The 24,219-nt window shown below is 57.4% G+C and carries 17 protein-coding genes; 8 read left to right on the forward strand and 9 right to left on the reverse strand.

The window, feature by feature from the left end:
* Window positions 1-61: 61 nt before the first annotated feature.
* The gene (locus DYY88_RS20350; RefSeq protein WP_039727172.1) at window positions 62-4,738 is read right to left on the reverse strand and encodes a glutamate synthase-related protein; all 4,677 of its coding nucleotides are present in this window, start codon (window positions 4,736-4,738) and stop codon (window positions 62-64) included.
* A gap of 592 nt (window positions 4,739-5,330) precedes the next feature.
* Between DYY88_RS20350 and DYY88_RS20355 the strand changes: the two genes are divergently transcribed.
* The gene (locus DYY88_RS20355) at window positions 5,331-7,088 is read left to right on the forward strand and encodes a phosphodiester glycosidase family protein (RefSeq protein ID WP_160299554.1); all 1,758 of its coding nucleotides are present in this window, start codon (window positions 5,331-5,333) and stop codon (window positions 7,086-7,088) included.
* Window positions 7,089-7,362: 274 nt separating this feature from the next.
* Here the strand turns inward: DYY88_RS20355 and DYY88_RS20360 are convergent, their stop codons facing one another.
* Window positions 7,363-8,274, reverse strand: coding sequence for a tetratricopeptide repeat protein (locus tag DYY88_RS20360; protein WP_039727178.1), 912 nt, complete (start codon window positions 8,272-8,274; stop codon window positions 7,363-7,365).
* A 312-nt stretch (window positions 8,275-8,586) separates the two neighbouring features.
* On the opposite strand from DYY88_RS20360, the gene patR reads away from it, so the two are divergent.
* On the forward strand, window positions 8,587-9,627 hold the full coding sequence (gene patR / locus DYY88_RS20365) for a heterocyst master regulator PatR (RefSeq protein ID WP_052288445.1): 1,041 nt from the start codon (window positions 8,587-8,589) through the stop codon (window positions 9,625-9,627).
* Between the two features lie 80 nt (window positions 9,628-9,707).
* On the opposite strand, the gene DYY88_RS20370 is transcribed toward patR, so the two are convergent.
* Entirely contained in the window at window positions 9,708-10,214 is a 507-nt protein-coding gene (locus DYY88_RS20370; RefSeq protein ID WP_039727180.1) for a sterol desaturase family protein, read from the reverse strand.
* 380 nt (window positions 10,215-10,594) lie between these two features.
* Here DYY88_RS20370 and DYY88_RS20375 point away from each other — a divergent pair, with 380 nt between their 5' ends.
* The 5 genes from DYY88_RS20375 to argJ all read left to right on the forward strand — a co-directional run bounded on the left by DYY88_RS20375 (window position 10,595) and on the right by argJ (window position 18,885).
* On the forward strand, window positions 10,595-12,244 hold the full coding sequence (locus DYY88_RS20375; protein WP_039727181.1) for a DUF6930 domain-containing protein: 1,650 nt from the start codon (window positions 10,595-10,597) through the stop codon (window positions 12,242-12,244).
* Window positions 12,245-12,541: 297 nt separating this feature from the next.
* Window positions 12,542-13,978 (forward strand): 9,9'-di-cis-zeta-carotene desaturase, encoded by a 1,437-nt coding sequence (gene zds / locus DYY88_RS20380; protein WP_039727183.1) that lies wholly within the window; start codon window positions 12,542-12,544, stop codon window positions 13,976-13,978.
* Between the two features lie 30 nt (window positions 13,979-14,008).
* Complete coding sequence (locus DYY88_RS20385; RefSeq protein WP_367889314.1) at window positions 14,009-14,440, forward strand: SRPBCC family protein; 432 nt, start codon at window positions 14,009-14,011, stop codon at window positions 14,438-14,440.
* Window positions 14,441-14,443: 3 nt separating this feature from the next.
* The gene (locus DYY88_RS20390) at window positions 14,444-16,306 is read left to right on the forward strand and encodes a DNA methyltransferase (protein ID WP_039727186.1); all 1,863 of its coding nucleotides are present in this window, start codon (window positions 14,444-14,446) and stop codon (window positions 16,304-16,306) included.
* Between the two features lie 1,337 nt (window positions 16,307-17,643).
* On the forward strand, window positions 17,644-18,885 hold the full coding sequence (gene argJ, locus DYY88_RS20395; protein WP_039727188.1) for a bifunctional ornithine acetyltransferase/N-acetylglutamate synthase: 1,242 nt from the start codon (window positions 17,644-17,646) through the stop codon (window positions 18,883-18,885).
* A 346-nt stretch (window positions 18,886-19,231) separates the two neighbouring features.
* Here argJ and DYY88_RS20400 read toward each other — a convergent pair whose 3' ends face one another.
* The 6 genes from DYY88_RS20400 to cysE form a co-directional block, all read right to left on the reverse strand.
* On the reverse strand, window positions 19,232-19,846 hold the full coding sequence (locus DYY88_RS20400) for a (2Fe-2S) ferredoxin domain-containing protein (protein WP_039727190.1): 615 nt from the start codon (window positions 19,844-19,846) through the stop codon (window positions 19,232-19,234).
* Between the two features lie 175 nt (window positions 19,847-20,021).
* Entirely contained in the window at window positions 20,022-20,225 is a 204-nt protein-coding gene (gene nifT, locus DYY88_RS20405; RefSeq protein WP_039727193.1) for a putative nitrogen fixation protein NifT, read from the reverse strand.
* A gap of 286 nt (window positions 20,226-20,511) precedes the next feature.
* Entirely contained in the window at window positions 20,512-21,660 is a 1,149-nt protein-coding gene (gene nifV / locus DYY88_RS20410; RefSeq protein WP_039727194.1) for a homocitrate synthase, read from the reverse strand.
* A gap of 60 nt (window positions 21,661-21,720) precedes the next feature.
* Window positions 21,721-21,867, reverse strand: coding sequence for a hypothetical protein (locus tag DYY88_RS24315; RefSeq protein ID WP_160299555.1), 147 nt, complete (start codon window positions 21,865-21,867; stop codon window positions 21,721-21,723).
* Window positions 21,868-21,937: 70 nt separating this feature from the next.
* On the reverse strand, window positions 21,938-22,210 hold the full coding sequence (locus DYY88_RS20415; RefSeq protein ID WP_039727195.1) for an Asr1405/Asl0597 family protein: 273 nt from the start codon (window positions 22,208-22,210) through the stop codon (window positions 21,938-21,940).
* The gene (gene cysE / locus DYY88_RS20420) at window positions 22,203-22,937 is read right to left on the reverse strand and encodes a serine O-acetyltransferase (RefSeq protein ID WP_039727197.1); all 735 of its coding nucleotides are present in this window, start codon (window positions 22,935-22,937) and stop codon (window positions 22,203-22,205) included. The genes DYY88_RS20415 and cysE overlap by 8 nt, the downstream gene beginning before the upstream one ends.
* A gap of 478 nt (window positions 22,938-23,415) precedes the next feature.
* Here cysE and DYY88_RS20425 point away from each other — a divergent pair, with 478 nt between their 5' ends.
* Window positions 23,416-24,210: an HAD family hydrolase gene (locus tag DYY88_RS20425; RefSeq protein ID WP_039727199.1), complete on the forward strand. Its 795-nt coding sequence runs from the start codon at window positions 23,416-23,418 to the stop codon at window positions 24,208-24,210.
* Window positions 24,211-24,219: the final 9 nt, after the last annotated feature.

Below are 24,219 nucleotides of genomic sequence, written 5' to 3' on the forward strand. Positions count from 1 at the left end.
ACATTAACTGGGCTGAGATCGGGGAACCGTCCCCTCAGGGGGCTCTTTTCAGAGACAATCCCTAGACGGAACTCAGCACTTTGTCTTCAGCGACGGCGTCGGGATTCGCCAGCGGCGTGTCGGCCTCAGACGGCGGCACCACCTGCCAGAATTTTGGCAAGTAGGTGTCCCAATCCGCCAGAATCTTAGCCGCTTTGGCACTGCCAGTGCGCTCAGCGTGGGCCGTAATCATCGCCTTGAGCTGCGCCGCTCCGGCCTCGGTGATCACCCGCTGCACCTTCACGATTTCCGGATTCACCCGAGTGGGGAAGTTGCCCGCCTCATCGAGGAAGTAGGCGAGACCGCCGGTCATGCCCGCGCCGACATTGCGCCCGACATGACCGAGGACGACCACGACACCACCGGTCATGTACTCACAGCAGTGGTCGCCTGCCCCTTCGATGACCGCTTGACCGAGGGAGTTGCGCACCGCAAAGCGCTCGCCCGCGATGCCCTGGGCGTACAGCGTCCCGCCCGTGGAGCCGTACAGACAGGTGTTGCCCAGAATCACATTTTCCGAGGGATCGTAAGTGACGCCGGGGAAGGGCTTGATGACGATTTCGCCACCGTGCATCCCCTTGCCTACATAGTCGTTGGCTTCCCCGATTAGGGTCAGAGTCATGCCGGGCAGGTTGAATGCGCCAAAGCTCTGGCCAACGCTGCCTTCAAAGGTCAGGTCGAGCTGGCCCTCGAAGCCGCTGTTGCCGTACTGCTCGGCGATCGCCCCCGACACCCGCGCTCCCACGGTGCGATCGGTGTTGATCACCTTGAAGGTTTTCTGGACGGTGCCGTGATGGGCGATCGCCGCTTGAATGTCGGCATCCGCCAGCATCTCGTCGTCCAGCACTGGACCGTTGCTGTGGACACCGCCGTGATCGAGCCAGGTACGGTCAGTGGACACGTCGGGCAGATCTAGCAGGGTAGCCAGGGTGAGGGAGTCGGTCTTGGTTAGCTTCACGCCGTCGCGGGGCTGCAGCAGGTCGGTGCGGCCAATGATCTCGTTCAGCGAACGGAAACCCAGCCGCGCCAGCAGCGATCGCACTTCTTCCGCCACAAAGTAGAAGAAGTTCACCACATGCTCGGGAATGCCGGTGAAGCGCTTCCGCAGTTCTTCCTTCTGGGTGGCGACGCCGACGGGGCAGTTGTTGGTGTGGCAGACCCGCGCCATGATGCAGCCCTCGGCGATCATGGCGATGGAGCCGAAGCCGTACTCTTCTGCGCCCATGAGGGCACCCATGATCACATCCCAGCCGGTCTTCAGGCCACCGTCGACCCGCAGCAGGACGCGATCGCGCAGCTGATTCGCCATCAGCACCTTGTGAACCTCGGTGAGACCCAGTTCCCAGGGCAGTCCGGCGTGCTTGATGGAGCTGAGGGGCGATGCGCCCGTGCCGCCATCGTGACCGGAAATTTGAATCACGTCGGCGTTGGCTTTGGCAACTCCCGCAGCAATGGTGCCGATGCCGATTTCCGCCACCAGCTTCACCGAAACCCCCGCTTTGGGATTGATCTGGTGCAGGTCAAAGATTAGCTGTGCCAGATCCTCAATGGAATAGATGTCGTGGTGGGGCGGTGGCGAAATCAGGGGCACACCGGGCTTGGAGCGCCGCAGCATCGCAATGTAGGGGCTCACCTTCTTACCGGGAAGTTGCCCCCCTTCACCGGGCTTCGCGCCCTGGGCCATCTTGATTTCGATTTGCTTGGCGTGCATCAGGTACTCAGGCGTCACGCCAAAGCGACCCGACGCCACCTGCTTGATGGCGGAGCTGGCGGTATCCCCGTCCCGCAACCCTTTCAGGTTCGGGTACAGTTCGGAGCGCCCTTCTGCATCCACGTTCTTCAGCACTTTGAAGCGCTTCGGATCTTCGCCGCCCTCGCCAGAGTTCGACTTGCCGCCAATACGGTTCATGGCGATCGCCAGCACTTCGTGAGCCTCCTGGGATAGCGCTCCGAGGGACATGCCCCCGGTGCAGAACCGCTCCATGATGCTGGCAGCGGATTCCACCTCGTCAATGGGAACAGGTGTGCGATCGCTGGTCAGATCCAGCAGATCCCGCAAGGCCGTGGGGGTGCGCCCTTCGAGCTGCGCTTTGTAGACCTCGTAGTGGTCGTATTCTTTCGACTCCAGCGCCTTGTGCAGCGCTTTGGTCAGGGCAGGCGTATTCATGTGGTACTCGCCCTTGGGCATCGCCTTCACAAAGCCCATGTTTTCCAGGCGCTTGCCGCCGAGTTCTGGGAAAGCCTTTTGGTGGAACACATTAGTTTCCTGGGCTAGATCCGCCAGGGTCAGGCCACCCAGGCGAGAGGTGGTGCCCCAGAAAGCAGTTTCCAGCAGATCCGCACCAATGCCCACTGCTTCAAAAATCTGTGCGCCCTGGTAGCTGGTGATCAGCGAGATCCCCATCTTGGAGAGAATTTTCAGCAGGCCGTTCTCGACCGCTTTGCGATAATTTGCTTGGGCTCCATTCAGCGTCACGCGCTCGATTTTGCCCGTTTCCATCAGCTTTTGGGTGCGGCTGTCGTGCCACCAGTGACGCACCGATTCCAGCGCCAGGTAAGGACACACGGCACTCGCGCCATAGCCGACCAGGCAAGCAAAGTGATGGGTGCTCCAGCATTGGGCGGTGTCCACCACGATGGAAGCTCGCATCCGCAGGCCGGCGCGGATCAGGTGGTGGTGAACGGCTCCGGTCGCGACCAGCGGCGGAATGTAGGTCATGTCGGCAGTCAGGGTGCAGGGATTGCCGTCAGCATCCACGCGATCGCTGAGCACAATGATTTCGCTTCCGGCTTTGACAGCGGCATCGACGCGATCGCAGAGGGCCGCGATCGCCTGCTTCAGACCATCCGGACCGCCCTTCACGTCGTACAACGTCGAAATCGTCGTCGTCGGAAAGTCCGACTTCTGCACCTGCTCCAGTTCAATCTCGTTCAACACCGGAGATTCTAGCTTCAGCAACCGAGCGTACTCGGCATGTTCTTCCAGCAGGTTGCCGCGCTTGCCCAGTTGCGTTTCCAGCGACATCACCAACCGCTCCCGCAGGGGATCGATCGGGGGGTTGGTTACCTGGGCAAACCGCTGCTTGAAATAGTCGTACAGCAGGTGCGCCTTGGTGGAAAGCACTGCCAGGGGAATGTCGTCGCCCATGCAGAAGGTGGGTTCTTTGCCCTGGGCGGCCATGTCTTGAATGATCATGTCCACGTCTTCGGCGGTGTAGCCAAAGGCGGTTTGCTGCTGCAAGAGGGTGGCGCTTTCCAGGGTGGCGTCTTCCGCAAAGAGCTGGGGCTGAATGGATTGGCGATACTGGGCCAGCCATTCACCGTAGGGCTGCTGGGCGGCGATGCGCTGTTTGATATCCCAGTTTTTGAGGATTTCGTGGGTCTCGAAGTCCACTGCGATCATCTGACCGGGGCCGAGGCGACCTTTTTCCACAATGGTCTCGACGGGCACATCGACGACGCCCGCTTCAGAAGAGACGATGATTAACCCGTCCGAGGTGATGATGTAGCGAGCCGGGCGCAACCCGTTGCGGTCTAGCGCGGCGGCGACTTGCTTGCCATCGCCAAACGCAATCAGGGCCGGACCATCCCAGGGCTCTTGCAAACCACTGTGGAAGTCGTAGAAATCGGTAATTTCGGGATACTGCTCTAGGTCTGGCTGATTACGATAGGCTTCCGGCACCATGATCATCAGCGCTTCTAACGGACTGCGGCCCGATCGCACCAGCAGTTCCATCACCCCGTCCAGGTTGGCGGAGTCGCTGTTGTCCATATTCACGATGGGCAGCAGTTCTGCGATGTGCCCCTTCCAAATGGGGTTGGCCAGGTCGGCCTCCCGCGCCCTCATCCAGTTAATGTTGCCGACGAGAGTATTGATTTCGCCGTTGTGGCCGACCAACCGCATGGGGTGCGCCAAGGGCCACTTCGGCATGGTGTTGGTGCTAAAGCGACGGTGATAAATAGCGAAGGGACTGATGTAGTCGGGATTCTGTAAATCCAGATAAAACTGGCTCAGCACCTCAGATCGCACCATGCCTTTGTACACAATCGTGCGGGAGGAGAAGGAGCAGGTGTAGGTATCTTTGAGGGCGGCAGCGATCGCGGCATCCCCTGACCAGTCATGCAGGACGCGGAAAATGCGGCGGCGCAGACGGAAGAGTTCCCGCTCCAGTTCATCACCGCTGGCATGGTTGCACTCGACTAGCAGCTGCTCAATGTGGGGCTGATTTTGCTTGGCCAACACGCCTAGCACGTCAGCTTTAACGGGTACCTCACGCCATCCCAGTACGGTGAAATCTTCCGCTTTAGCGGCTGTTTCAAAGAGGTCACGGGCGATCGCGGCGGCTTCCTCATGCATCGGCAAAAAGACCATCGCCACCCCGGTCTTCTCCGCCGCCAGGGTCGTTTCAATGCCCTGTTCGGTGGCCCAGGCTTGCAACAGCGCCCAGGGAATGGCCGTCATCACCCCCGCCCCGTCGCCGGAATCGCGATCGGCACAACACCCACCCCGATGCTCCATACAGCCCAGGGCGTTCAGGGCCTGCTGCACCAGCTTAAAACTGGGGCGACCTTGCTGATCCGCCACAAATCCAACGCCACAGGCATCACGCTCCTCGACAATGGCGCGCGGCCCCCATTGCAGCATGCTGTGGGTTGGATGTTGGGTGGACGGGTGTTGGTTCAACGGTGTATTCCCCATGAGACGGCTCAAAAAGTGTGATGTCAACGAAAACAGTCGCCTCAAGCGACTCGGTCATACCCGAAACAGTGGCTGACGTCAGGCGCCGTGCGTAAAGTTCCGGATCAAGCGTCGATTGCGGCGACAAGATGGTTCTGGCTAGTTTTTTAGCCTAAACCCCAAACGTTGCCATTGGCCTGCAGGCGATCAAACCCCTTAAATTAACCAGGCTGTTAGCGTTTCAGTACTGCCGCTGCCCGCTCAGACGCAGGCTGGTTTTAAATCAATCCAAGGCTTCATGATTTATTTCTATCATGGGCCTGGGTTGATGATTATACTGCCTATTCTGGCATGGTGCAGAGTATCGCGATGGTCAACCCTGAAGCCAAAATATGGCGTCCCAGACAGCGATCGCAACCGCTATTAAAGATCCCTAGTGTGCCGGAAAACGAACAGCGTTTGCTGTGTGACTGATTACGCTTTTGCGGAACTTACGAGGGGCGAACACCGACCGATACCCACAGGAGCGCGGAGTATGCCGATAACAATGCCTGGAAAACCGTTTTGGAAAGAGCTTGGCCCCTGGATGAGCTCGATCTTGGGAGTGAGCCTCGTGAGCCTGTCTTTGGGCGTGGCTATCGTGGTCGAAGCAGCCTCCAGCGCGCTCTCGGCGGAACAAAATCAAGCCGTGCCCAAACTAGTGCCGGCAGTCGCCCAATTACCGACCCAAGCCCAGGGCACTAGCGTCACCCTGGGCAACACCACCGTCCCCATTCCGTGGGAACAGCGGGGCGATCGCATCGGGTTGGCCGATCTCCCGTTGATGAGTCATTTGGGGCTTGATCTGCAAAACAGCACCACAGCCGATCAGCAGCCCCTGGTCTGGTTTTCGGATGACGCCGACTTCGTCTCCACCTGGTTCAGTCAGGGCTATCGCTATCTCGATTTGACGGCCTGGGCGGCGCAACGCGGCTGGCATCTGGTGCCCGATGGCAACAATTTGCGGATTCAAGCGCCGACTGGCACTGTGATGGCGGGACGGCGCGGCAAACAAACCTGGGGCGATCGCTTGGTGTTGGATGTAGATCGCCCTGTGTTGTGGAGCTTTGACGAAGACGCTACCGCTTTTACGCTGACGATTCAGGCCCAGGCCGGGGCCGCCTTTGATCCCGCTGCGCTGACCACCGGCGAGGGCAATGAACTCAACTCTCTGACCGTGACGACCAGTGGGGGACAAATTCAAATTAGGGGCACCTTTGACAGCACCTCGCGCCCCCGGGTGTGGAGCTTGCCCAATCCCAATCGCATTGTGATTGACATCAGCCAGACCGATGTCGTGCCGCGAGAAATTCGCTGGGCTCCCGGCGTGTTGTGGAAGCAGCAGTATTTGAGGGTGGGCGATCGCGCATTTCCGGTGCACCAAATCTGGCTCAGCCTCAGCGACCGTACCCAATTGATGCCGATTTGGGGCAATCCCGCCCAGCTCCCCGGCATCACCCCGCTCAAAACGATGGCTGAGAATGCTCAAGCTTACGTCGCTATCAATGCGGGATTCTTTAACCGCAACAATCAACTGCCGCTGGGCGCGATTCGCCGCGATGGTCAGTGGATCTCGGGACCCATTTTGGGGCGGGGGGCGATCGCCTGGAATGCCCAGCGTCAATTCACCCTCAGTCGCCTCTCCCTGGCTCACACCCTCACCACCCAGCAAGGCCAATCCCTCACGGTGAACCACATCAACAGTGGCTATGTGCAGGCGGGCATCGGCTTGTATACCACTGCCTGGGGCCGCACCTATACCCCGATTGTGGATGGCGAATTGCTCATTACTGTGGAAGGAAATCGGGTCACCCGGCAAACGCCTGCTGGTGGGGCGGGTACAGGTACTTACCCCATTCCACCGCAGGGCTATTTGCTGGCATTGCGATCGTTTAACTCCGCGGCCCAATCCTTGCCCGTGGGCACCACTGTGGCGCTAACGCCTGATCTGCGACCGCCGAACTTTGCGAATTTTCCCTCGGCGATCGGTGGCGGCCCCGTGTTAGTGCAAAACGGTCAGATTGTCGCCAATGCCCAAGCGGAAGGATTCAGTGCGGCCTTTGCGGCGCAGGCGGCTCCCAGAAGTGCGATCGGCGTCACTCCCGACGGCAACCTCATGCTCGTCGCCATTCATTTCAGTCCGGGGGGACGCGGCCCCACCCTGCGCGAAGCCGCCGAAATCATGCGGCAACTCGGAGCAACGGATGCCCTGAATTTGGATGGCGGCAATTCCACCAGCCTTTACCTTGGCGGCACCCTGATCAATCGCCACGGCAGCACGGTGGGGCGGGTCCATAACGGGCTCGGTGTCTTTCTGGCTGCGCCGGAATAGAGGTGGTTAGAAATCCGGATTTTATAAAATCCCAGTATGCTCAGGCGGCCTTTTGGCCGGACCTTGAACAGCCGAGAGTATCTGTTTAGCGTTCCGCAAGATCCCCTCCACTGGAGGGGTGCCCGCAGGGCAGGGTGGGTTTACCCCCCTTGAGTACAGGGCCGACCCACCCCTTCGCCCCTCCCAGGAGGGGATTCAGTTCTGAATGAGCGTGTTGGCGCCAAACTGAGACAGCCGAGACGGCTGTTCACACTGAGATCAAATTCCCCATTCCCTAGTCGATAAACTCGTCGTCGGTTTCCTCTGACTCCGGTGCAGCGGGCTCGGATGGTTCGGTAGGAGCAGCAGACTCGTCAGGGGCGATCGCCTCACCTTCGGGCGTAGCCTCTTGATTGCTCGACAGTTGCCGCACCTGATCTTTGAACTGGGCGGGGGCGAGTTCCTCCGCCTGCCGGAATAACACCACGGCGTCCGGTTCGCGACCCGCATCGCGCAAGACCAGTGCCTTGGCTAAGACGGGGCGAAAGTCTTCAGGGGCAGCGTCAATGGCGTCGTCATAAACCCGCAGCGCTTCGTCAATGTCGCCCTCTTCCACGTAGACCTGAGCCAGCAAGAGTTGGACTGACCCGACATCCACGGCGCCGGGCGTTACTTCATTAATCTGGGGCGCAGACTGCAGCGTGTCTTGCAGCAACCCGACGGCGGCCTGGGGACGTTCCTGTTGCAACAAGAGGGCGGTGAGACCCTGGAGGGCATTCATCTCGCCGGGCCGCTGATCGAGCACCGTGCGAAATTCATCCGCTGCGCCATCTAAGTCGCCAATGCTCTGTTTGGTTTGCCCCAGCAAGACGCGATATTCGGGGGTGTTGGGGTTCAATTCCGCTAATTTTTCCAGCGGCTCCACCACGCCCTCTAAATCGCCGAGTTGAATGCGGGCATCCACTAAGCCTTCGATCGCGGTTTGGTTATCGGGCTCCCGTTCCAGCACCAATTCATAGCCCTTGGCGCGGGCTTCGAGTTCGGCTTGGGCATCGTTGACCTCGGGCGAGGCATTGCTCGTGGAGGTAGCAGTAGAGGAGCGATCGCCACCAGCGGTTAAGAAAGGCAACACCGATAAGGCCAAAAAAGCCCCCACGGCCACCACTAGGACACTGATGACTAACCAACGGTTGCGCTTTACAGCCACAAGCGAGATCCCGAATTCAACCTGCTCATCTTAGCGCCTTCATTTGGCAATCCTTGTCCCATGACCGTATAAAAATCAATGAAGAAATGACAAATCTCCCGCCACTCCAGCAAAAGCGTGCTGATTTGTCCCTTACGCTATCGGAAACATTTATTAAACGTAGTGGCTTAATAGCCATTTCCCACCTAATTAGACGGCAGACTGGCAAGGATCTCGCGGGATAGAAACGGCGGTGTTAACCTTGAGGGAATAACCCCCACGCAGCCAGCAATTTCGGTGGGAGTGTTCAGGTTCAGGAGGATCCGAAGACCCATGAGTGCAGCGGAGAATACGCCCCCAAAAGCATCAGCGCCCGACCAGAGCCAACCCTTGAATGGCCCGCCCAAACGTCCTTCTCTGCGTAAGCCGCCGCCCCGTCCTGCTGCCACGCCGCCATCGGCGCATCAGCCCGCCTCGCCTGCTCCAGCCCTGGAAACTCCGGCGGCGTCCACCGTGGTGACTGCCGAGCCGGCTCCCAGTGTGCCTGAGACTAAGTCGTCGCTGCACCCCATTGCGCCGCCGAGTGAACCGATGCAGTATCGCGCGATCGGGCTTGTGCGAGGGGTTTACCAACCCTCGGAAGAGCAGCTCAATCGCGGCAATATTGTGGCTGATGACGGCACCACTCAGATCGATTCAGTCTTGCTGGGGCGCGTCACCAGCCTGATCAAAAAGCATATTGATCTAGAAAAACCTCACTTATGGGTGGTTTATCCCCGCACTCGTCAGGCGACCGAATACGACGCCGATGCCGAAGAAGAAAGTAGCTTGCACCTGCAAATTGTGGGGGTTTGGGAGCCGGATACCTTGGGGTTACCGGGCGAAAATCCCAAAACGGAAGACGGCTCCGATGACGCCGAAGCGGACGCGGCCACTGACGAGCCGGAAACTGCAGTGGCTGATAGCGACGCAGCGGCGACCCTGCCCTCAGAAAATTACTTCTCTGTGCGCGGTGAGGTGTTGGCCTATGACGAAGATACGGAGACGATTCTCGTCAAAATCGTGCAAGGATCGAAGCGCTCTGGCAAGGGACCCAAAGCATTTAAGGTGCATGTGTTTGGCGCGATCGCGGGCAAGACTGTCGGGTACTTTTGGGAATTTGAGGTGGAGCGCCAGGGCGAAAAGCTGGTCATGACCGATGGTCGCCCCATTCGCATGGTGCCCCCGAAGAAGAAAAAGCAAGGCGGTCGTGGCGGCGGGTTCCCTCGACGGAATCGACGGGGGGATGGGGGCGATCGCCCCAGCCGCCCGACTCGCAACGCGGATAAGCCTCGGGTCAAGCCGCCCGCGCCGGTCAAGTCCAATCCTTTGTAAAGGGAGTAGATGGTAAAGGCCGCGGCGGCAGTGGTTGGCGATCGCCGACGTTCAGGGCGGTCAGCCGCATCCCCAAAGCGCTATCGGCAGGTTGCCCGGTAGCGCTTTTTGAGTGAGCGCAAATACTTCAGCCACCACTCAGCGGGTCGCCCATAAAACGCGAAAATATCGCCAAAGGCCCGGTTACCGTTCTGGTGATGAATCTGGTGGCGTTCTGGCGTGGTGATACCGAATGCCCAGCACAGTTTCGTCAACCACACGGGGCGTGGCCGGGGGGGAGAAAACCGGTGCCGCCAAATCACGTGCAACTCGGCCAACCCCAGCCCTAAGCCCACGCCCCAAGGCGAAAGGGTCCACAGCCACGGAATGAACACAAAATAGGGGAACGCACTCAAAAACCCATCGATCAGCGCGATCGGCTGGCGATGCTGGATGGCATAGCAGACAAAACTGCGGCGGGGACTATGGTGTACCAGACCATGAAATTTGCCAAACACATGCTCTGGCACGTGGTAACCAAACGTTGCGACAAAATCTCCCAGCAGCAACAGCAGTCCAGCGGTGAGCAAAATCTGCGCCCCTTCCATGACCCTTCCTCCTCGTCCTCGTCTCCACAACGGCTCTGGGCGCACGCTATCAAGACAGGATTAATAATTATTTAATGATGGATTTAGAGCAGATTTAGAGCCCACGTTGGTGAGAACCCGTCGCCAGACAAACAAACAGTGGCAGCGGCATCTTGCTTACAAACTTACAAATGCGCAGGGCTCTCACGGGGTCGCCGTAAACTTTTGGATAATTTTTACCGTGATCTGTGGGCATCTGCTGAAAAGTGGACCCGTCGGTCTTTAAGATTAAAACCCGTAGCCGCGCCAAGATTGACTTGTGTTAAGGAGTGCTGGTATTTGCTCGATGCCTGAGCGCTTTTTGCTACAACCATCTATCAAGGATTTGTTCATCAGCCCCTATGTATTCTCTCAGCCCTTTTACGTGTGCTCGATTGCAGCGGTTGCCCAAGCAGCCGGTGGTGTGGGAGGGCGATCGCCGTCCGATCTCGGAGGGCATGTTGGATGCGTTTGGCTATGACGGGGGCGGTTCCGATGACGATGCCGACGAAGCCAGCGACTGCATCATTTGGGTCGATGGCACCGAGGGGGTATTGCGGGCGGTGACAATTATTCCCGCCGATACTGGACATGAAGCGGTGGTGAGAACGCTGCTGCAAGCGATGGAACATCCCCAAGGGGCGATGCCACCGGGGCGACCGCAAAAACTCGTGGTGTGCGATCGCGAGATTCACTTTTTTTTGCGGGGGGCTTTGCAAGACCTCGATATCACTGTGGATTACGCCGAAGTGCTGCCCATCATTGATGAGATCTTTGAGAGCTTGCAGCAGCCCGACGACTTGGCCGAATCGCCTTTGCCTCCGGATTGGGAAGCCGCTCTGAACCAACAAGCTCAGCAACTCTGGGATAACGCCCCGTGGAATCATTTGGGAGATGACCAAATTCTCCAAATCGAGTTGAACCAGTGGAACCTTGGCACGCTGTACGTCTCAGTGCTGGGCATGGCGGGCTTAGAGTACGGACTGCTGATTTATCGCTCCCTCGACTCCCTAACGCAGTTTCGCAAAACGGCCACTGAGAGCAACTTGACGACGCGCCAAATGCAACAGGCGTTTCTGTCCCAAGACTGCCTGTTTCTCAATTTTGAACTGGTACGCGACGAGACCGCCGCCCCCCTATTGCCTCTGCCGTGGATGCAAACGGCACCGTCCGAAGTGATTCCTGAGTTTGGTAGTTTACACCCGCTCGAGGGCTTGCGACACACCTTAGAGCTAGAAGAAGCGGCCGCCCTGCGAGTGTGCTTAGAAGGACTCAACCGCTTCTTTAAGGCTCACGACGAAGCGCTGAGTGTTGCCGATTTTCCTGACCTCGTCAATACCTACAAACTGCGGAACCCGTTAGATAAAGCCCAGTTGACGGTCAAAATTTCCACGTGCCCCGATATTACGGCCCAACTGGCGATCGCCGAAGGGTTGGGTGAACGAGACGCGAGTCTGCCGTCCTTTGATCTGCCCCGCTTTCGGGATGACTACGTGCCCGAAGGCTCGATGGTGTTGCTGACCCGCTTGCCCAACCAAGTGCTCGATGGCGTACGGCAACCTCGGAGCGATCGGAGTCGCGGCAAATCCAACGCTAGTGAGATGATGCCGGTGGTCGCCATCCAGACATCGCGGCCCAAGGCCAAAAAGCTCGCCTCTCAGTTAGAAGCTGCCCAGGGCATCGAGGCGGTCTGTTTTAATCCCGGCAGTGATCCCATGTCTGGCGACACCTTGCAACTCGGGCTGTTACACACTGGCGATGGCGACTTTCATCTCTTTATTGAATTTTTGATGCAGGATGCCCACGACAGCGGGTTGCTCACCCAGTGGCAAAATTGGTGCGAGGCCAGTAACGGTGTTTGTGGCGTCATGATTGCGTCCGGCGTGACTGGTGCCGCCAAAGGCCGACCCGGCCCCAAAGAGACCGTCGCGTTTTTTGAAACCTGTTTGAAAACCCCCGAGGAACTGAACATTCCGCCGCTGCAAATGAGCTATGCCCTGGATTGGGAGTAGTTGGGTGTTTGGGTGTGAGAGTGGTTGGGTGTGTTGGCGGAGCCTGCCCGAAGGGCTTGGGTGTCTGGGTGTGAGGGTAGCTGGGTGGCTGAGTGGGTGAGCTTAGGCACGAAACGGTTTTGATTCTCATGGAAGGTGAGCTGAGAGATTTAACTGGAAGAAGCTCCCCTGCTCCTCCGCCCTTCTGCGCAAGCGATCCCCTTCCAGCCGCAGTGGTAATTCCCCATTCCTCCCCATAAGCTGCCGCCGACCATTAAAATACGTAAAGTTATCTTCATAAAGGACACGTCACGACGCATGCGAGTTGCGATTGTTGGGGCAGGCTTGGCTGGTTTATCCACAGCGGTGGAGTTGGCCGATGCGGGCCACGAGGTCGAAATTTTTGAGAGTCGCCCTTTTGTCGGCGGCAAAGTGGGTAGCTGGGTTGATAAGGATGGCAACCATGTCGAGATGGGGTTGCATGTCTTTTTTGGCTGCTATTACAACCTGTTTGCGCTGATGCAGCGGGTCGATGCCTTCCAGCATTTGCGCCTCAAAGAGCACACCCACACGTTCGTGAATCGTGGCGGTCAAACGGGCGAACTCGATTTTCGGTTTATCACGGGCGCGCCATTTAATGGCCTGAAGGCGTTCTTCACGACTTCGCAGCTCTCAGTGGCCGATAAGGCGATGAATGCGATCGCCCTCGGCACCAGTCCCATCGTGCGCGGCTTGGTGGATTTCGAGGGGGCGATGAGGGTGATTCGAGAGCTGGATCGCATCAGCTTTGCGGACTGGTTTCGCAAGCACGGCGGCTCGAATGGCAGTCTCAAGCGCATGTGGAATCCGATCGCCTATGCGCTCGGCTTTATCGACACCGAAAACATTTCCGCCCGCTGCATGTTGACGATCTTCATGTTCTTCGCGGCGAAAAGTGAAGCGTCGGTGCTGCGCATGTTGGAAGGCTCGCCCGACGAATTTTTGCATAAGCCGATTCTGAACTATTTGACGGAGCGGGGCGCCAAGGTCCATACGCGGCGCAGCGTGCGGGAAGTGTTGTTTGCTGACAGTGGCAACGCGACCCACGTGACGGGATTAGCGATCGCGAACGGCGATGAGACTGAAACCGTGACGGCAGATGTTTATGTTGCGGCCTGTGATGTCCCCGGCATTAAGCGGCTGCTGCCCGAGGTGTGGCGGCGCTGGCCCGAGTTCGACAATATCTACAAGCTGGATGCGGTGCCGGTTGCCACGGTTCAATTGCGCTTTGATGGCTGGGTGACGGAGCTGCAAAATCCAGCAGCGATGAAGCAAATTGATACGCCGACGGGGTTAGACAATTTGCTTTACACTCCTGATGCCGATTTCTCGTGCTTTGCCGATTTGGCGCTGACTAGCCCCACCGACTACTACCGTGAGGGCGAGGGCTCGCTGTTGCAGTGTGTGCTGACCCCTGGCGATCCGTTCATCAAGGAGAATAACGAGGCGATCGCTCAACACGTCCTCAAGCAAGTGCACGACCTCTTTCCCTCGTCCCGCGAACTCAATATGACTTGGTCGAGTGTGGTCAAGTTAGCCCAGTCGCTTTATCGCGAAGGTCCGGGCATGGACCCCTACCGGCCGAGCCAAGTCACCCCGGTCGATAACTTCTTTTTGGCGGGAAGTTATACGCAACAGGACTATATCGATAGTATGGAGGGGGCAACCCTGTCTGGGAAGCAAGCTGCCCAGGCCATTTTGGAGCGCATGAGATAACCCATGAGTGACTGGCTAGAACATAGTGTCTTGGTCGAGGTCGATGCCCCAGTGCAGCTGACATGGGAGCTCTGGTCTGACCTGGAACAGATGCCCAAATGGATGAAGTGGATCGACTCCGTCAATATTCTGGAGGAAGATCCTGACTTGTCCCGTTGGAAACTGGCCTCCGCTGGGTTTGAATTTACCTGGCTATCTCGAGTGACGAAACTAGTCCCTTATCAGCTCATTCAATGGGAAGCGGTAGATGGGCTGCCCAATCGGGGCGGGATTCGCTTTTACGATCACAAAGAAAAAAGCGCGGTGAAATTGACCGTGGCTTATTCGATCCCAAGCTTCATCGGCAAGCTGATGGATAACTTGATCATTGGCCGTCTGGTGGAAAGCACGTTGAAGGCAGACTTGAAGCGGTTTAAAAAATACGTCGATAATATTCAGCAAGGCCAATCGCCGAGTTCGTAACCCATGGAGCTTGGTCCTCAGACGCTGGTCTCAGTGCTCTCGAATTACCACAGCCAGTTAGCCAATACCTTGAGCGGTGTCTCTGACCCGGCAGCGCGACGGCAGTTGGCCCATGTGCTGTTGTGTCGCTTGGTGCTGGTTTATGACCTACAAGTCGGCGGTTTTTTAGCCGGGGGCGATCGCTGGTATTTGCACAATCAGCTAGGCCGCCAGCCGTCAGACAGTCAAAGCAGTTTTTTTCAGTCATTTTTCCAACCGCTGTGTCATCAGGGCTTGAGCTTGCCAGCGGTAGAACTGCCCAAAGCCCTGAGTCAACGCCTGGGAACTTTGCCTTATTTGGGCTGCCGCTTATTCACGCCGCATCCCCTAGAACAGCAACATCCGCAGCTCGATGTGCCCGACGAAATCATGGAGAAGCTGTTGGGGTGGCTCGCTGAGCAAACCTGGCAGCGCCAATCTCTGGAGAGTGATCCAGACCTCCCCACAACGGCCCTTGCGGACAATGCGATTACGCGGGAGGCATTGGCCCAAGCGTGGGAAGCTTTGCTAACCGTCCCCGGAGCAAAAGCCACTGCAACTTCGACTGCCCAGTTGTGCGCGATCGCTCAGCAAACGGTGGATCAACAGATTGTCCAGGCCATCGCTTTCCCGACGTCGGAGCCAGCCACAGAACTGACGGAACTCTTATCCACACTGACGGACGATCGCTGTCAGCAGCTCATTGCCACCGTTTTGCCCAACCTCTCCATGCTCGATCCGGCCTGCGGTTCTGGACGCTTTTTGCTGATGACGCTAGAACGCTTGCAAACGGTTTACCAAAGCTGCTGGGACTATGCCCAAACGTCCAGCCATCCAGCTTTGCAAGATTGGGTGCGATCGCTCCAAAATCACGACTGTCCGCCGCAGTGGTTCTGGACGCGGCAAATCATCACTCAAAGTCTCTACGGTGTGGATCTGCGGCCTGAAGCGATCGCGGTCACGCAAACCCAACTCTGGCTCCGCCTCCTGGCTACCCTCCCTGCTGAGAAGCCACTCCCCCTACTGCCCGATCTCGATTTCAACATCGTCATGGGGAATGCCCTGGTGGGCTTTATCCGGGTGGATGCGGAAAGCTTTGACCAAATCGCCCCCAAGCGATCGCCCGCTGAGGCCGAGAGCGAAACCATCTTACAAGGCAACCTCTTGCAGCCCCTGGCTGCCGCCAGTTATCGCGACACCCTGGCGGAAATCCAGATTCGCATTGAGCATTACCGCGCTCAAACCCAAGCCATGGGAGCCGAAGGCGGCATTCCCGACTATGTGCAACGGGAGTTTTTGCGCGATCGCATTGCAACCGTCAACGATGCCGCCCAGCAAAAACTCAACGACCTGCTGTTTGCCACCTGGAGTCGCCAACTCGGTATTGTCGTCAAAGAGCCCCAGGCCACTGGTCGTGCCCGTAAACGGCTACTGACTCCCGCCGATGTGGCCGCATTACACCCCCTACACTGGGGCTTTGCGTTCAACAAAATCATGGCTCAGGGCGGCTTCGACCTGATTATTACCCACCCCCCCGAGGGCACCCTCCGTCCCCAAGTCGAGGCGTTCTACTATCAGCATCAAGCACTGTTTGAGCGGGCTGACATTTCGTTGGCGGCGTTTCGACGATCGCGGCGACAAATTCTTCAGCAGCGACCCGAACTCGCGGCGCTGTGGGCCACCTACGCAGGACGCATCAACAGCCTGCGCGATTGCGTCCGCCGCAGCCTCGATTATCCTGACTCGGGTGGGGTCAATACCCGGCGATCGATTTCGCTCAAAAGCTTGTTCAGGCAACGGTGCGCTGGGCTAGCCAAAGCCGACGGCATTGTGCCCCAAGTATTGTGAGGCGATCGCCACCTCTGTTTCATCGAAATCACACAATCTGGCAAAACACAAACGCATCGCTACAACCAAGAACTTGAAGCGCCAAATGCGTTCTCAACTGGCAAATCCAATCATTGGTCAGAGCGGGCCACTAACCCGAAGTCAAATTCTGCCACATACCATTGGAAACCCGTAATGCTGAGCGAATTGGGGATGTGTGCCGAGAATTCTCAGCCTCTCAATCCAGCAACTGAGTGTCACTTAATCTAAAGCCTAAACATACGACAGCAGCATCCAATTCAGATAATTGAGTGATTTCCTCATGCTCGGTTTAGCTTTTTTAGAGATGTTTCAGTGTGTCTCCTTAGAAGAGTAAGAAACCAACACTTACTTCATGGCTCTCAGCTTTTTAATGAGAGGAAATATCAAAAACTTGCTTGGATGCTGCTGTCTTTGATGAAACTAAATCAGACGCTAAATCGATATTCAACCTCCTATTTAACGTGGCCTAGTTTGTCTTTCGAACTCGGAGCTAACTGCTCCTTGATTACTAATATAGGGGCAAATACCTTCCTTGTGGGCGAATAAAATCAATGTTTATGGCTGTACTAAGAAATGTTTGCTTTGGTTTTATTCTGTACCATCGCGATCGCATTCTGGCATCAGGGGAGTATACAACTCGTCAAGGGTTCAAGCCGTGAAGCTGAGCGTCAATCAGCTCGGTGTGGGGCTCAAATCAATTAGTTGGGGTGACCGGCATCGCAGTTTTGCCCTACGCCAAAAAGCAGCTACTGCGGAGGCGCAATAGCTGCTTTGAAGTGATTTTGACCTTCTAGGTGTTCTTTGAAACAGTGACAGCAGCACCTAGAGCGGTTTTTGGAAGTATTCTTCCTCTTTTTCTTAGAGACTATTTGGAGTTGCGTTCGTATCGGAATCAACTATCTAAACTGGCGCGATACTTAATTGCAGTGCTCCCAGCTTTCACGACAGGAAAATATCAAAAACCTGATGAGATGCTGCTGTCTTAGACGAAATCGAATCAGACGCTAAATCGATGCTTAACCTCCTATTTAACGTGGATTGATCTTTCGATCTCAGACCGGAGCTTTTAGCTCCTTGCTAATAATATAAACCCTGGTTTTTTCGATTTGCAGTCTCTGAAACCAAACTTTAAGACCAGGTTAACTCCGCTTTCAGTTATGTTGCAGTTCATGTAGAGACGGTTGATCCGGACTGCTGAACCCGACATCTTGCTGCACAATCCATACAGTTCAACCTTTGCAGTGGCAAGGCCTGAGGCCTTGAGACGGTTGGGCAGTGGTGGGACGGTGATCGACTAGCTAAGCAGATGAAGTGACATGGCAGATTGGCAAGTGGTAGAAGGTGGCGTGACCGCGCCAAAAGGGTTTCGGGCAGCCGGGGTAGCAGCGGGGTTGAAGCCGTCGGGCGCGGCAGACCTCGCCTTGATTGTGTCTGATACGAATGCGATCGCTGCTGGGGTCTACACCCAAAGTCAAGTCCGCGCCGCCTGTGTCGATTACTGTCGCCAGCGGTTAGAGGCCAAGCCCTATGCCCAGGCGATTGTGGTGAATGCGGGGCAGGCCAATGCCTGTACGGGGACCCAAGGCTGGCAAGATGCCGTGGCGACCTGTGCCGCTGCGGCTCAGGCATTGCAGATTGCCGAAGAGTCGGTGCTCGTCGCCTCGACCGGGGTGATTGGCCAGCGCATTAAGATGGACGCGCTGCAAGCGGGCATTCCCCAAGTGGTGGCGGCCTTGTCGACCACGGGCTCTGATGATGCGGCGAAAGCCATTATCACCACTGATTTAGTGACCAAGTCCATCGCGTTAGAAATGGATTTAGATGGTCGCCCGGTGCGGGTGGGCGGCATCGCTAAGGGCTCTGGCATGATTCACCCCAATATGGCGACCATGCTGGGATTCATTACCTGCGATGCGACGGTGTCGCCGTCCTTGTGGCAGTCGATGTTGCGGCGGGCGATCGCCCATAGCTTTAACCAAATCACGGTGGATGGCGACACCAGCACTAATGACTGTGTGTTGGCGTTGGCAAATGGCGAATCGCGCACCCCAGCCATCACCGAATCGGGTCCGGAAGCGGCGCGGTTGGAGGCCATGCTGACGGCAGTATGCGATCACTTAGCGAAGGCGATCGCCCGTGATGGCGAAGGGGCCACCTGTCTGATGGAAGTGACCGTGAGTGGAGCGGCGGACGATGCTGCGGCGCGCCAAATTGCCAAAGCGATCGCCGGTTCTTCGCTGCTGAAATGCGCCATCTTTGGCCACGACCCCAACTGGGGCCGCATTGCGGCGGTGACGGGCCGCGCTGGTATCCCCTTTGATCAGGGCGATTTGCGCATTCAACTGGGCGATTTTTTGCTGATGGAGCACGGGCAACCGTTGCCCTTCGATCGCCCCGCCGCCAGCCATTATTTGAAGCAGGCCACAGAGGGAGAATACCTGCAAACGGACACCGTCAACATTGACGTGAGTGTGGGACACGGCCCCGGACAGGGCATCGCTTGGGGCTGCGACTTTAGCTACGACTACGTCCGCATCAACGCCGAATATACGACCTGACCCTGCCGATGGAGAAACCTGAGTCAGCATCAGCATCACTGTTCTGATTTTCCTCCCCCTTTTACTTCGCTGCCTTCTGGGATAGCGTTGCGCCGATCGCTCCGTTCATCTCTTGGGCAGACAAACTAGGGGCTGAAGCAGCAGGATGTTATAAAATCCCACTTTTGTTGCGCAGGCATCTTGCCTGCGTCGGGACAGCCGAGACGGCTGTCCACACTCAGATTTAATGCCCATGCTTTAAATTTTGGGGTTCTCGGCACCTGACTGCGGATTGCTATAGGTGATGAACCGCTGTCTTAGGGGGCCAACGGCTCTAATCTCCCTGCCTCGTTGGCCTGTGCTTGGACTATTTGGCTGGGCAAAAGTGCTCTTCAATCAGCGCGGGAATGTGTTGTGGTTTCAGACTGCTGTAGCGGTGTTTGCCGGGCATAATCGTGAGGCTGGGCGCTTTGGAGCAGCGCTTTTGACAGCCCGTGTATTGGATTTTGACCTGATCGGCGAGTTGGTGGTCTTGCAGGGCTTGTTCGACCGCGGCGAGCACTGACTTGCCGGCCCGTTTTTGGCAACCCGATTTGCGACATACCAATATTTTGCTGGGGGAGTTCGTAGCTGTGGAAGAGGAAGACGGGTGAGTTAGGCAGGGAGCAGGAGAGCAGGGGGGCGTAGGGGCGGCTGTCGGCGCGATCGCGGGGCGACTGAGGCCAAAGACCTGAGCGGCTTTGAGCTTGATCAGTCCCGCTTTATAGTCCACTTCGGTAAAGCCGACGCAGGAGACGCGATCGCCGGGTTGGAGATAGCTCTGAATGCGCGATCGCAATTCCTTCGGCAGTTGAATCGCGATGGGTTCTTGCTCAATGTCTAAAACTAGTGACTTGGGTTTGTGGGGCTTGCCACCGAGAAAGTCAACGAGTGTGCCTTCCAGGTTGAACAGGCGCGAGGGGCTGGGGGGATTGGTGGGCATGGGAAGTAGAGGGTAGGGGAGCGGAGAGGCAGGGGGAGCAGGGGAGCGGAGGAGCAGGGGCGCGGAGGAGCAGGGGCGCGGAGGAGCGGAGGAGCAGGAGTGCTCACAATCAGAAGTTTGAACTGCTTCTGCCACTCACTCATTTACTGTCTTCAAGTGGACGGTTGCTGGTTAATCAATTGAGGCGTTTGGCGTTGACGGTTTTGGGGAGTTGCAGGGGTTCGGTCAGGCCATTGATGGAGAGCTCCCAGCCGTTCGACAGGGTGACCAGGGTGGCGTCGCCGTCGGTACTTTGGCTCACGACTGCTTCTTCCAGGTCTTTTTTGGCGACGTAAACCATGAGTTGGCCGTTTTCACCGTTGTGCAGCATGACTTTCATGAATTTTCCTCAATGTGATTTCGATGGGAGGGGCAGGGCAGGGGCAGGGCAGGGGAGTAGGGGAGTAGGGGAGTAGGGGAGTAGGGGAGTAGGGGAGTAGGGGAGTAGGGGAGTAGGGGAGTAGGGGAGGAGGGGAGTAGGGGAGTAGGGGAGTAGGGGAGTAGGGGAGGAGGGGAGTAGGGGAGTAGGGGAGTAGGGGAGTAGGGGAGTAGGGGAGTAGGGGAGTAGGGGAGTAGGGGAGTAGGGGAGTAGGGGAGCAGGGCTCGATCATGTGCCGTGTTAGGGGTTAGCGGAGGCTGGGCTGGGTCTGATCAGACTCATAGGAAACGAGGGCGAGCAGTTCGTCGGGGGTGAGGCTGCGCTTGAGTTGGGTGGAGCGATCGCGCACTGCTTGCAAGACCGATTGACCATTTTGGGCATCGAGCTGCACGCCATAGGTTTGCAGCACCTGATTGAGCAGGCTGCGGCCCGAATGTTTGCCGATGACGAGGCTGCGCTGACAGCCGACTTCTTTGGGATCGAAGGGTTCGTAGGTGCTGGGATTTTGCAAGATGCCGTGGGCGTGAATGCCGGACTCATGGGCGAACGTGTTTTGGCCGACGATCGCTTTCCAGGGGGGCACTGGGCAGTTCACCGCCTTCGCCACGAAGCGGGATAACTCTAAAAAATGCTGGGTCTGGATGCCCAACTTCATCCCATAGATTTGCTTCAGCGTCATCACGACTTCTTCCAGGGCGGCATTACCGGCGCGTTCGCCCAGCCCGTTAACGGTGGTGTTGACCGAAGTGGCGCCAGCGCGGACGCCTGCAAGCGCGTTGGCCGTGGCTAAGCCCAGATCATTGTGGGTGTGCATCTCGACGGGAATGTCGAGGGCGGCCACCAGTCGCTGCACTTTGTCGTAGGTGCTGAAGGGGTCGAGAATGCCGACAGTGTCACAAAACCGGAAGCGAAATGCGCCCCATTCCTGGGCATATTGGGCGGCATCGATTAGGAAGGTGTCATCAGCGCGGGAGCTGTCTTCGCCGCCCACACTGACTTCTAAGCCATGGTCGCGAGCAAAGGCGATCGCATCGCGCAACTGTTCCAGCATCCGGGCCCAGCGCCCCTGAAACTTGACCTGAATCTGGATGTCGGATACGGGAATGGAGATATGGACCCGCTTGAGCCCGCAGTGCAGCGAGGCTTCGATATCGCTGATGACGGCCCGGTTCCAGCCGAGTAGGTGAGCATTCAGATCCAGGTCGGCGATCGCACGAATGGCCTGGGCTTCGGCTGCACCCATGGCGGGGATGCCGACTTCTAACTCCTGCACACCAATGGCATCGAGGAATTTGGCGATCGCGATCTTTTCTTCGAACCCAAAGGCTACGCCAGCGGCTTGTTCGCCATCGCGCAGGGTCGTGTCATTGATGGCAATTGCGGGGGGCTGAGTCATGGTGGCTTCCTTCTCAGAGTGGAGCGCAAGGGGGCAGCGGGCAACGGGGTGGGGCAGCGGTCAGGAAGGGGGATTGCTGTGGGTCGGCGAATTGGCTGGATGGGATTGCAGGGCTTCGAGATCGGCTTTCATCAAGCGATTGAGAAAGCATTGTTGTAACCAGGCAAAGGCGAAGAAGAAACTGACAACGGTGAGGGAGGTAAACATGGTGAGGGTGGGGGGTAGAGGGTAAGGGGAGCGGGGGGGCAGAGAGGGCAGGGGAGTGAGGGAGTAAGGGCTAGGGGACGGGGGGATGGCTGAGAACAGAGGTGTGCCAGCAGCGATCGAGCCAGTCGCGTTGTTCTTGGAAGGTGGTGGTGAACTGTTGGACGGTGCTGCGGGCCAAGATCAGGGCCACTGCATGATTAACTTCAAGGCGCAGGGTGCCGTCTGCAGGGCAAGCACAGGGAATGTTGAGTTCTTGTAATCGGTGGTAAATCGACCAGCGATCGCACCGTTGAATCGAACTCACCGCAAAGCGGACAGCGGTCGCTGAGTGGGGATTATTCATGGGAGAGAACCGGGGAAGGAGTGAGAGCGCGGGCCGCCGCCAGCTGCTGAACCTGGGTTTCGAGGGCTTCGATGCGATCGAGCAATTGCCGGATGGTGGCGGCTTCGGCATCGGGCAACTGGGCATGGTTAAGCGGCGCATCGGCGATGTTGCAGCGGCCAACGATGCGGTTGGGCACGCCGACGGCGGTGCAGTTGGCGGGCACGGCGGTCAAAACAACGGAACCGGCCCCAATGCGAGCACCCTCACCGATGTGAATGTTGCCGAGGACTTTGGCTCCAGCTCCGATGACGACGCGGTTGCCCACGGTGGGGTGTCGCTTGCCGGTCTCTTTGCCCGTGCCGCCCAGGGTGACGCCTTGGTAAATCAACACGTAGTCGCCCACGATCGCCGTTTCGCCAATCACGACACCCATGCCATGGTCGATGACCAGGCCGCGCCCCAACTGCGCACCGGGATGAATTTCGATGCCCGTCAGGCAGCGGCTGAGGTGGCTAATGAGTCGCGGCAATAGCGGCAGTTGTTGGCGATGAAGGGCATGGGCCAAGCGATGGAGAGCGATCGCATGCAGTCCGGCAGAACACAGTAAGACTGCCAGCCAGTGGGTGGCGGCGGGGTCTCGTTCAAAAATCGCCTGAAAATCTGCGACTAGCGGTAGGGTACGGAACCCGCAAAGTCCAGACAATCGCCACTGAGTAGTTGTTAGACGAGGGGAAGAAAGAGACATGACGCGCAAGGGGCTTGGTTTCCTTGCTTATACCAACCGCCTCAGTTAACAATCAGCCGCCGTCGGCCGTCCAAACTTACTAAGGATATTAGTGATGTACTCAGGTGGGCGATCGCTGACCCTAGCGACGGTCTCGACTTTATTGGAGGGGTAGGCACGAGTATTTTGCTGCCTCAGTACACGTATTTTGAGAGCCTGCGACAGGTATTGTGTACTCAGTAAAATCACTTGATATCGCAGGCTTTGAGGCCGTTTGCTGTCTACCGCAAAGACGGGCACAAGGTGTACTCAAATCCCCGACGATGGCGACTGCCGCAACGTTTCGGCCATTCAAAACGTATCCGATTATGCAAAGTGAAAATCGGCTTTTTCAGCATCCCTTAACAAAGTTATTGTCTCATCAACGAATATAGTGTGGTCGGGATACCGCCTCCCGACCGCTTCGATGACTTGCTGCCCTAACGACCTGGTGCGCCCTATGCCGACTCCTGCAATTCTCGCCCTCGACTTTGACGGTGTGCTCTGCGATGGCCTGGTGGAATATTTTCAGACTGCCTGGCAAGCCTATTGCCAACTGTTTGACCAATCGCCTACGGTCCCCCCGGCGGGATTAGCCGAGCGCTTTTACCCTCTGCGGCCCGTGATTGAAACCGGGTGGGAAATGCCGCTGTTGCTTCACGCACTCCAGCAGGGAGTCGAAGATGCCGCCGTGTTGGACCACTGGCCCACGATCGTGCAGGAAATTTTGGCAGAGACGAAAATTCCATCAGATGTGGCAATGGCGGCGGTGGATGGCGTGCGCGATCGCTGGATGCAGTCTGACTTAGCGGGCTGGCTGAGCCTCCATCGCTTTTATCCCGGCGTGATTGAGCGGTTGCAAGGGGCGATCGCGGCGGGCGTCTTTCCCGTCATCATTTCCACCAAAGAGGGGCGCTTCATTCAGGAACTGTTGGCTCAAGCTGGGGTCGAGTTGCCCCGCGAGCAAATTATCGGCAAAGAAATTCAACAACCGAAAACCACCACCCTCAAGCAACTGCAAGCCGAGCCGCCGATCGCTGCCGCTGCTGCCCAACCGATCTGGTTTGTCGAAGATCGCCTGAAAACGCTAGATAAGGTGCAAGCAGATTCGGCATTAAATGACATCACGTTATTTTTGGCGGATTGGGGCTATAACACGGCGGCAGAACGCGATCGCGCAACCAGTGATCCGCGTGTCCATCTCCTATTGCTGTCCCAATTTGCAGACGAATTTGCTAACTGGATATCGGCTTGATGGTCTGCC

The sequence above is a fragment of the Leptolyngbya iicbica LK genome (assembly GCF_004212215.1).
Taxonomy (GTDB): domain Bacteria; phylum Cyanobacteriota; class Cyanobacteriia; order Phormidesmidales; family Phormidesmidaceae; genus Halomicronema; species Halomicronema iicbica.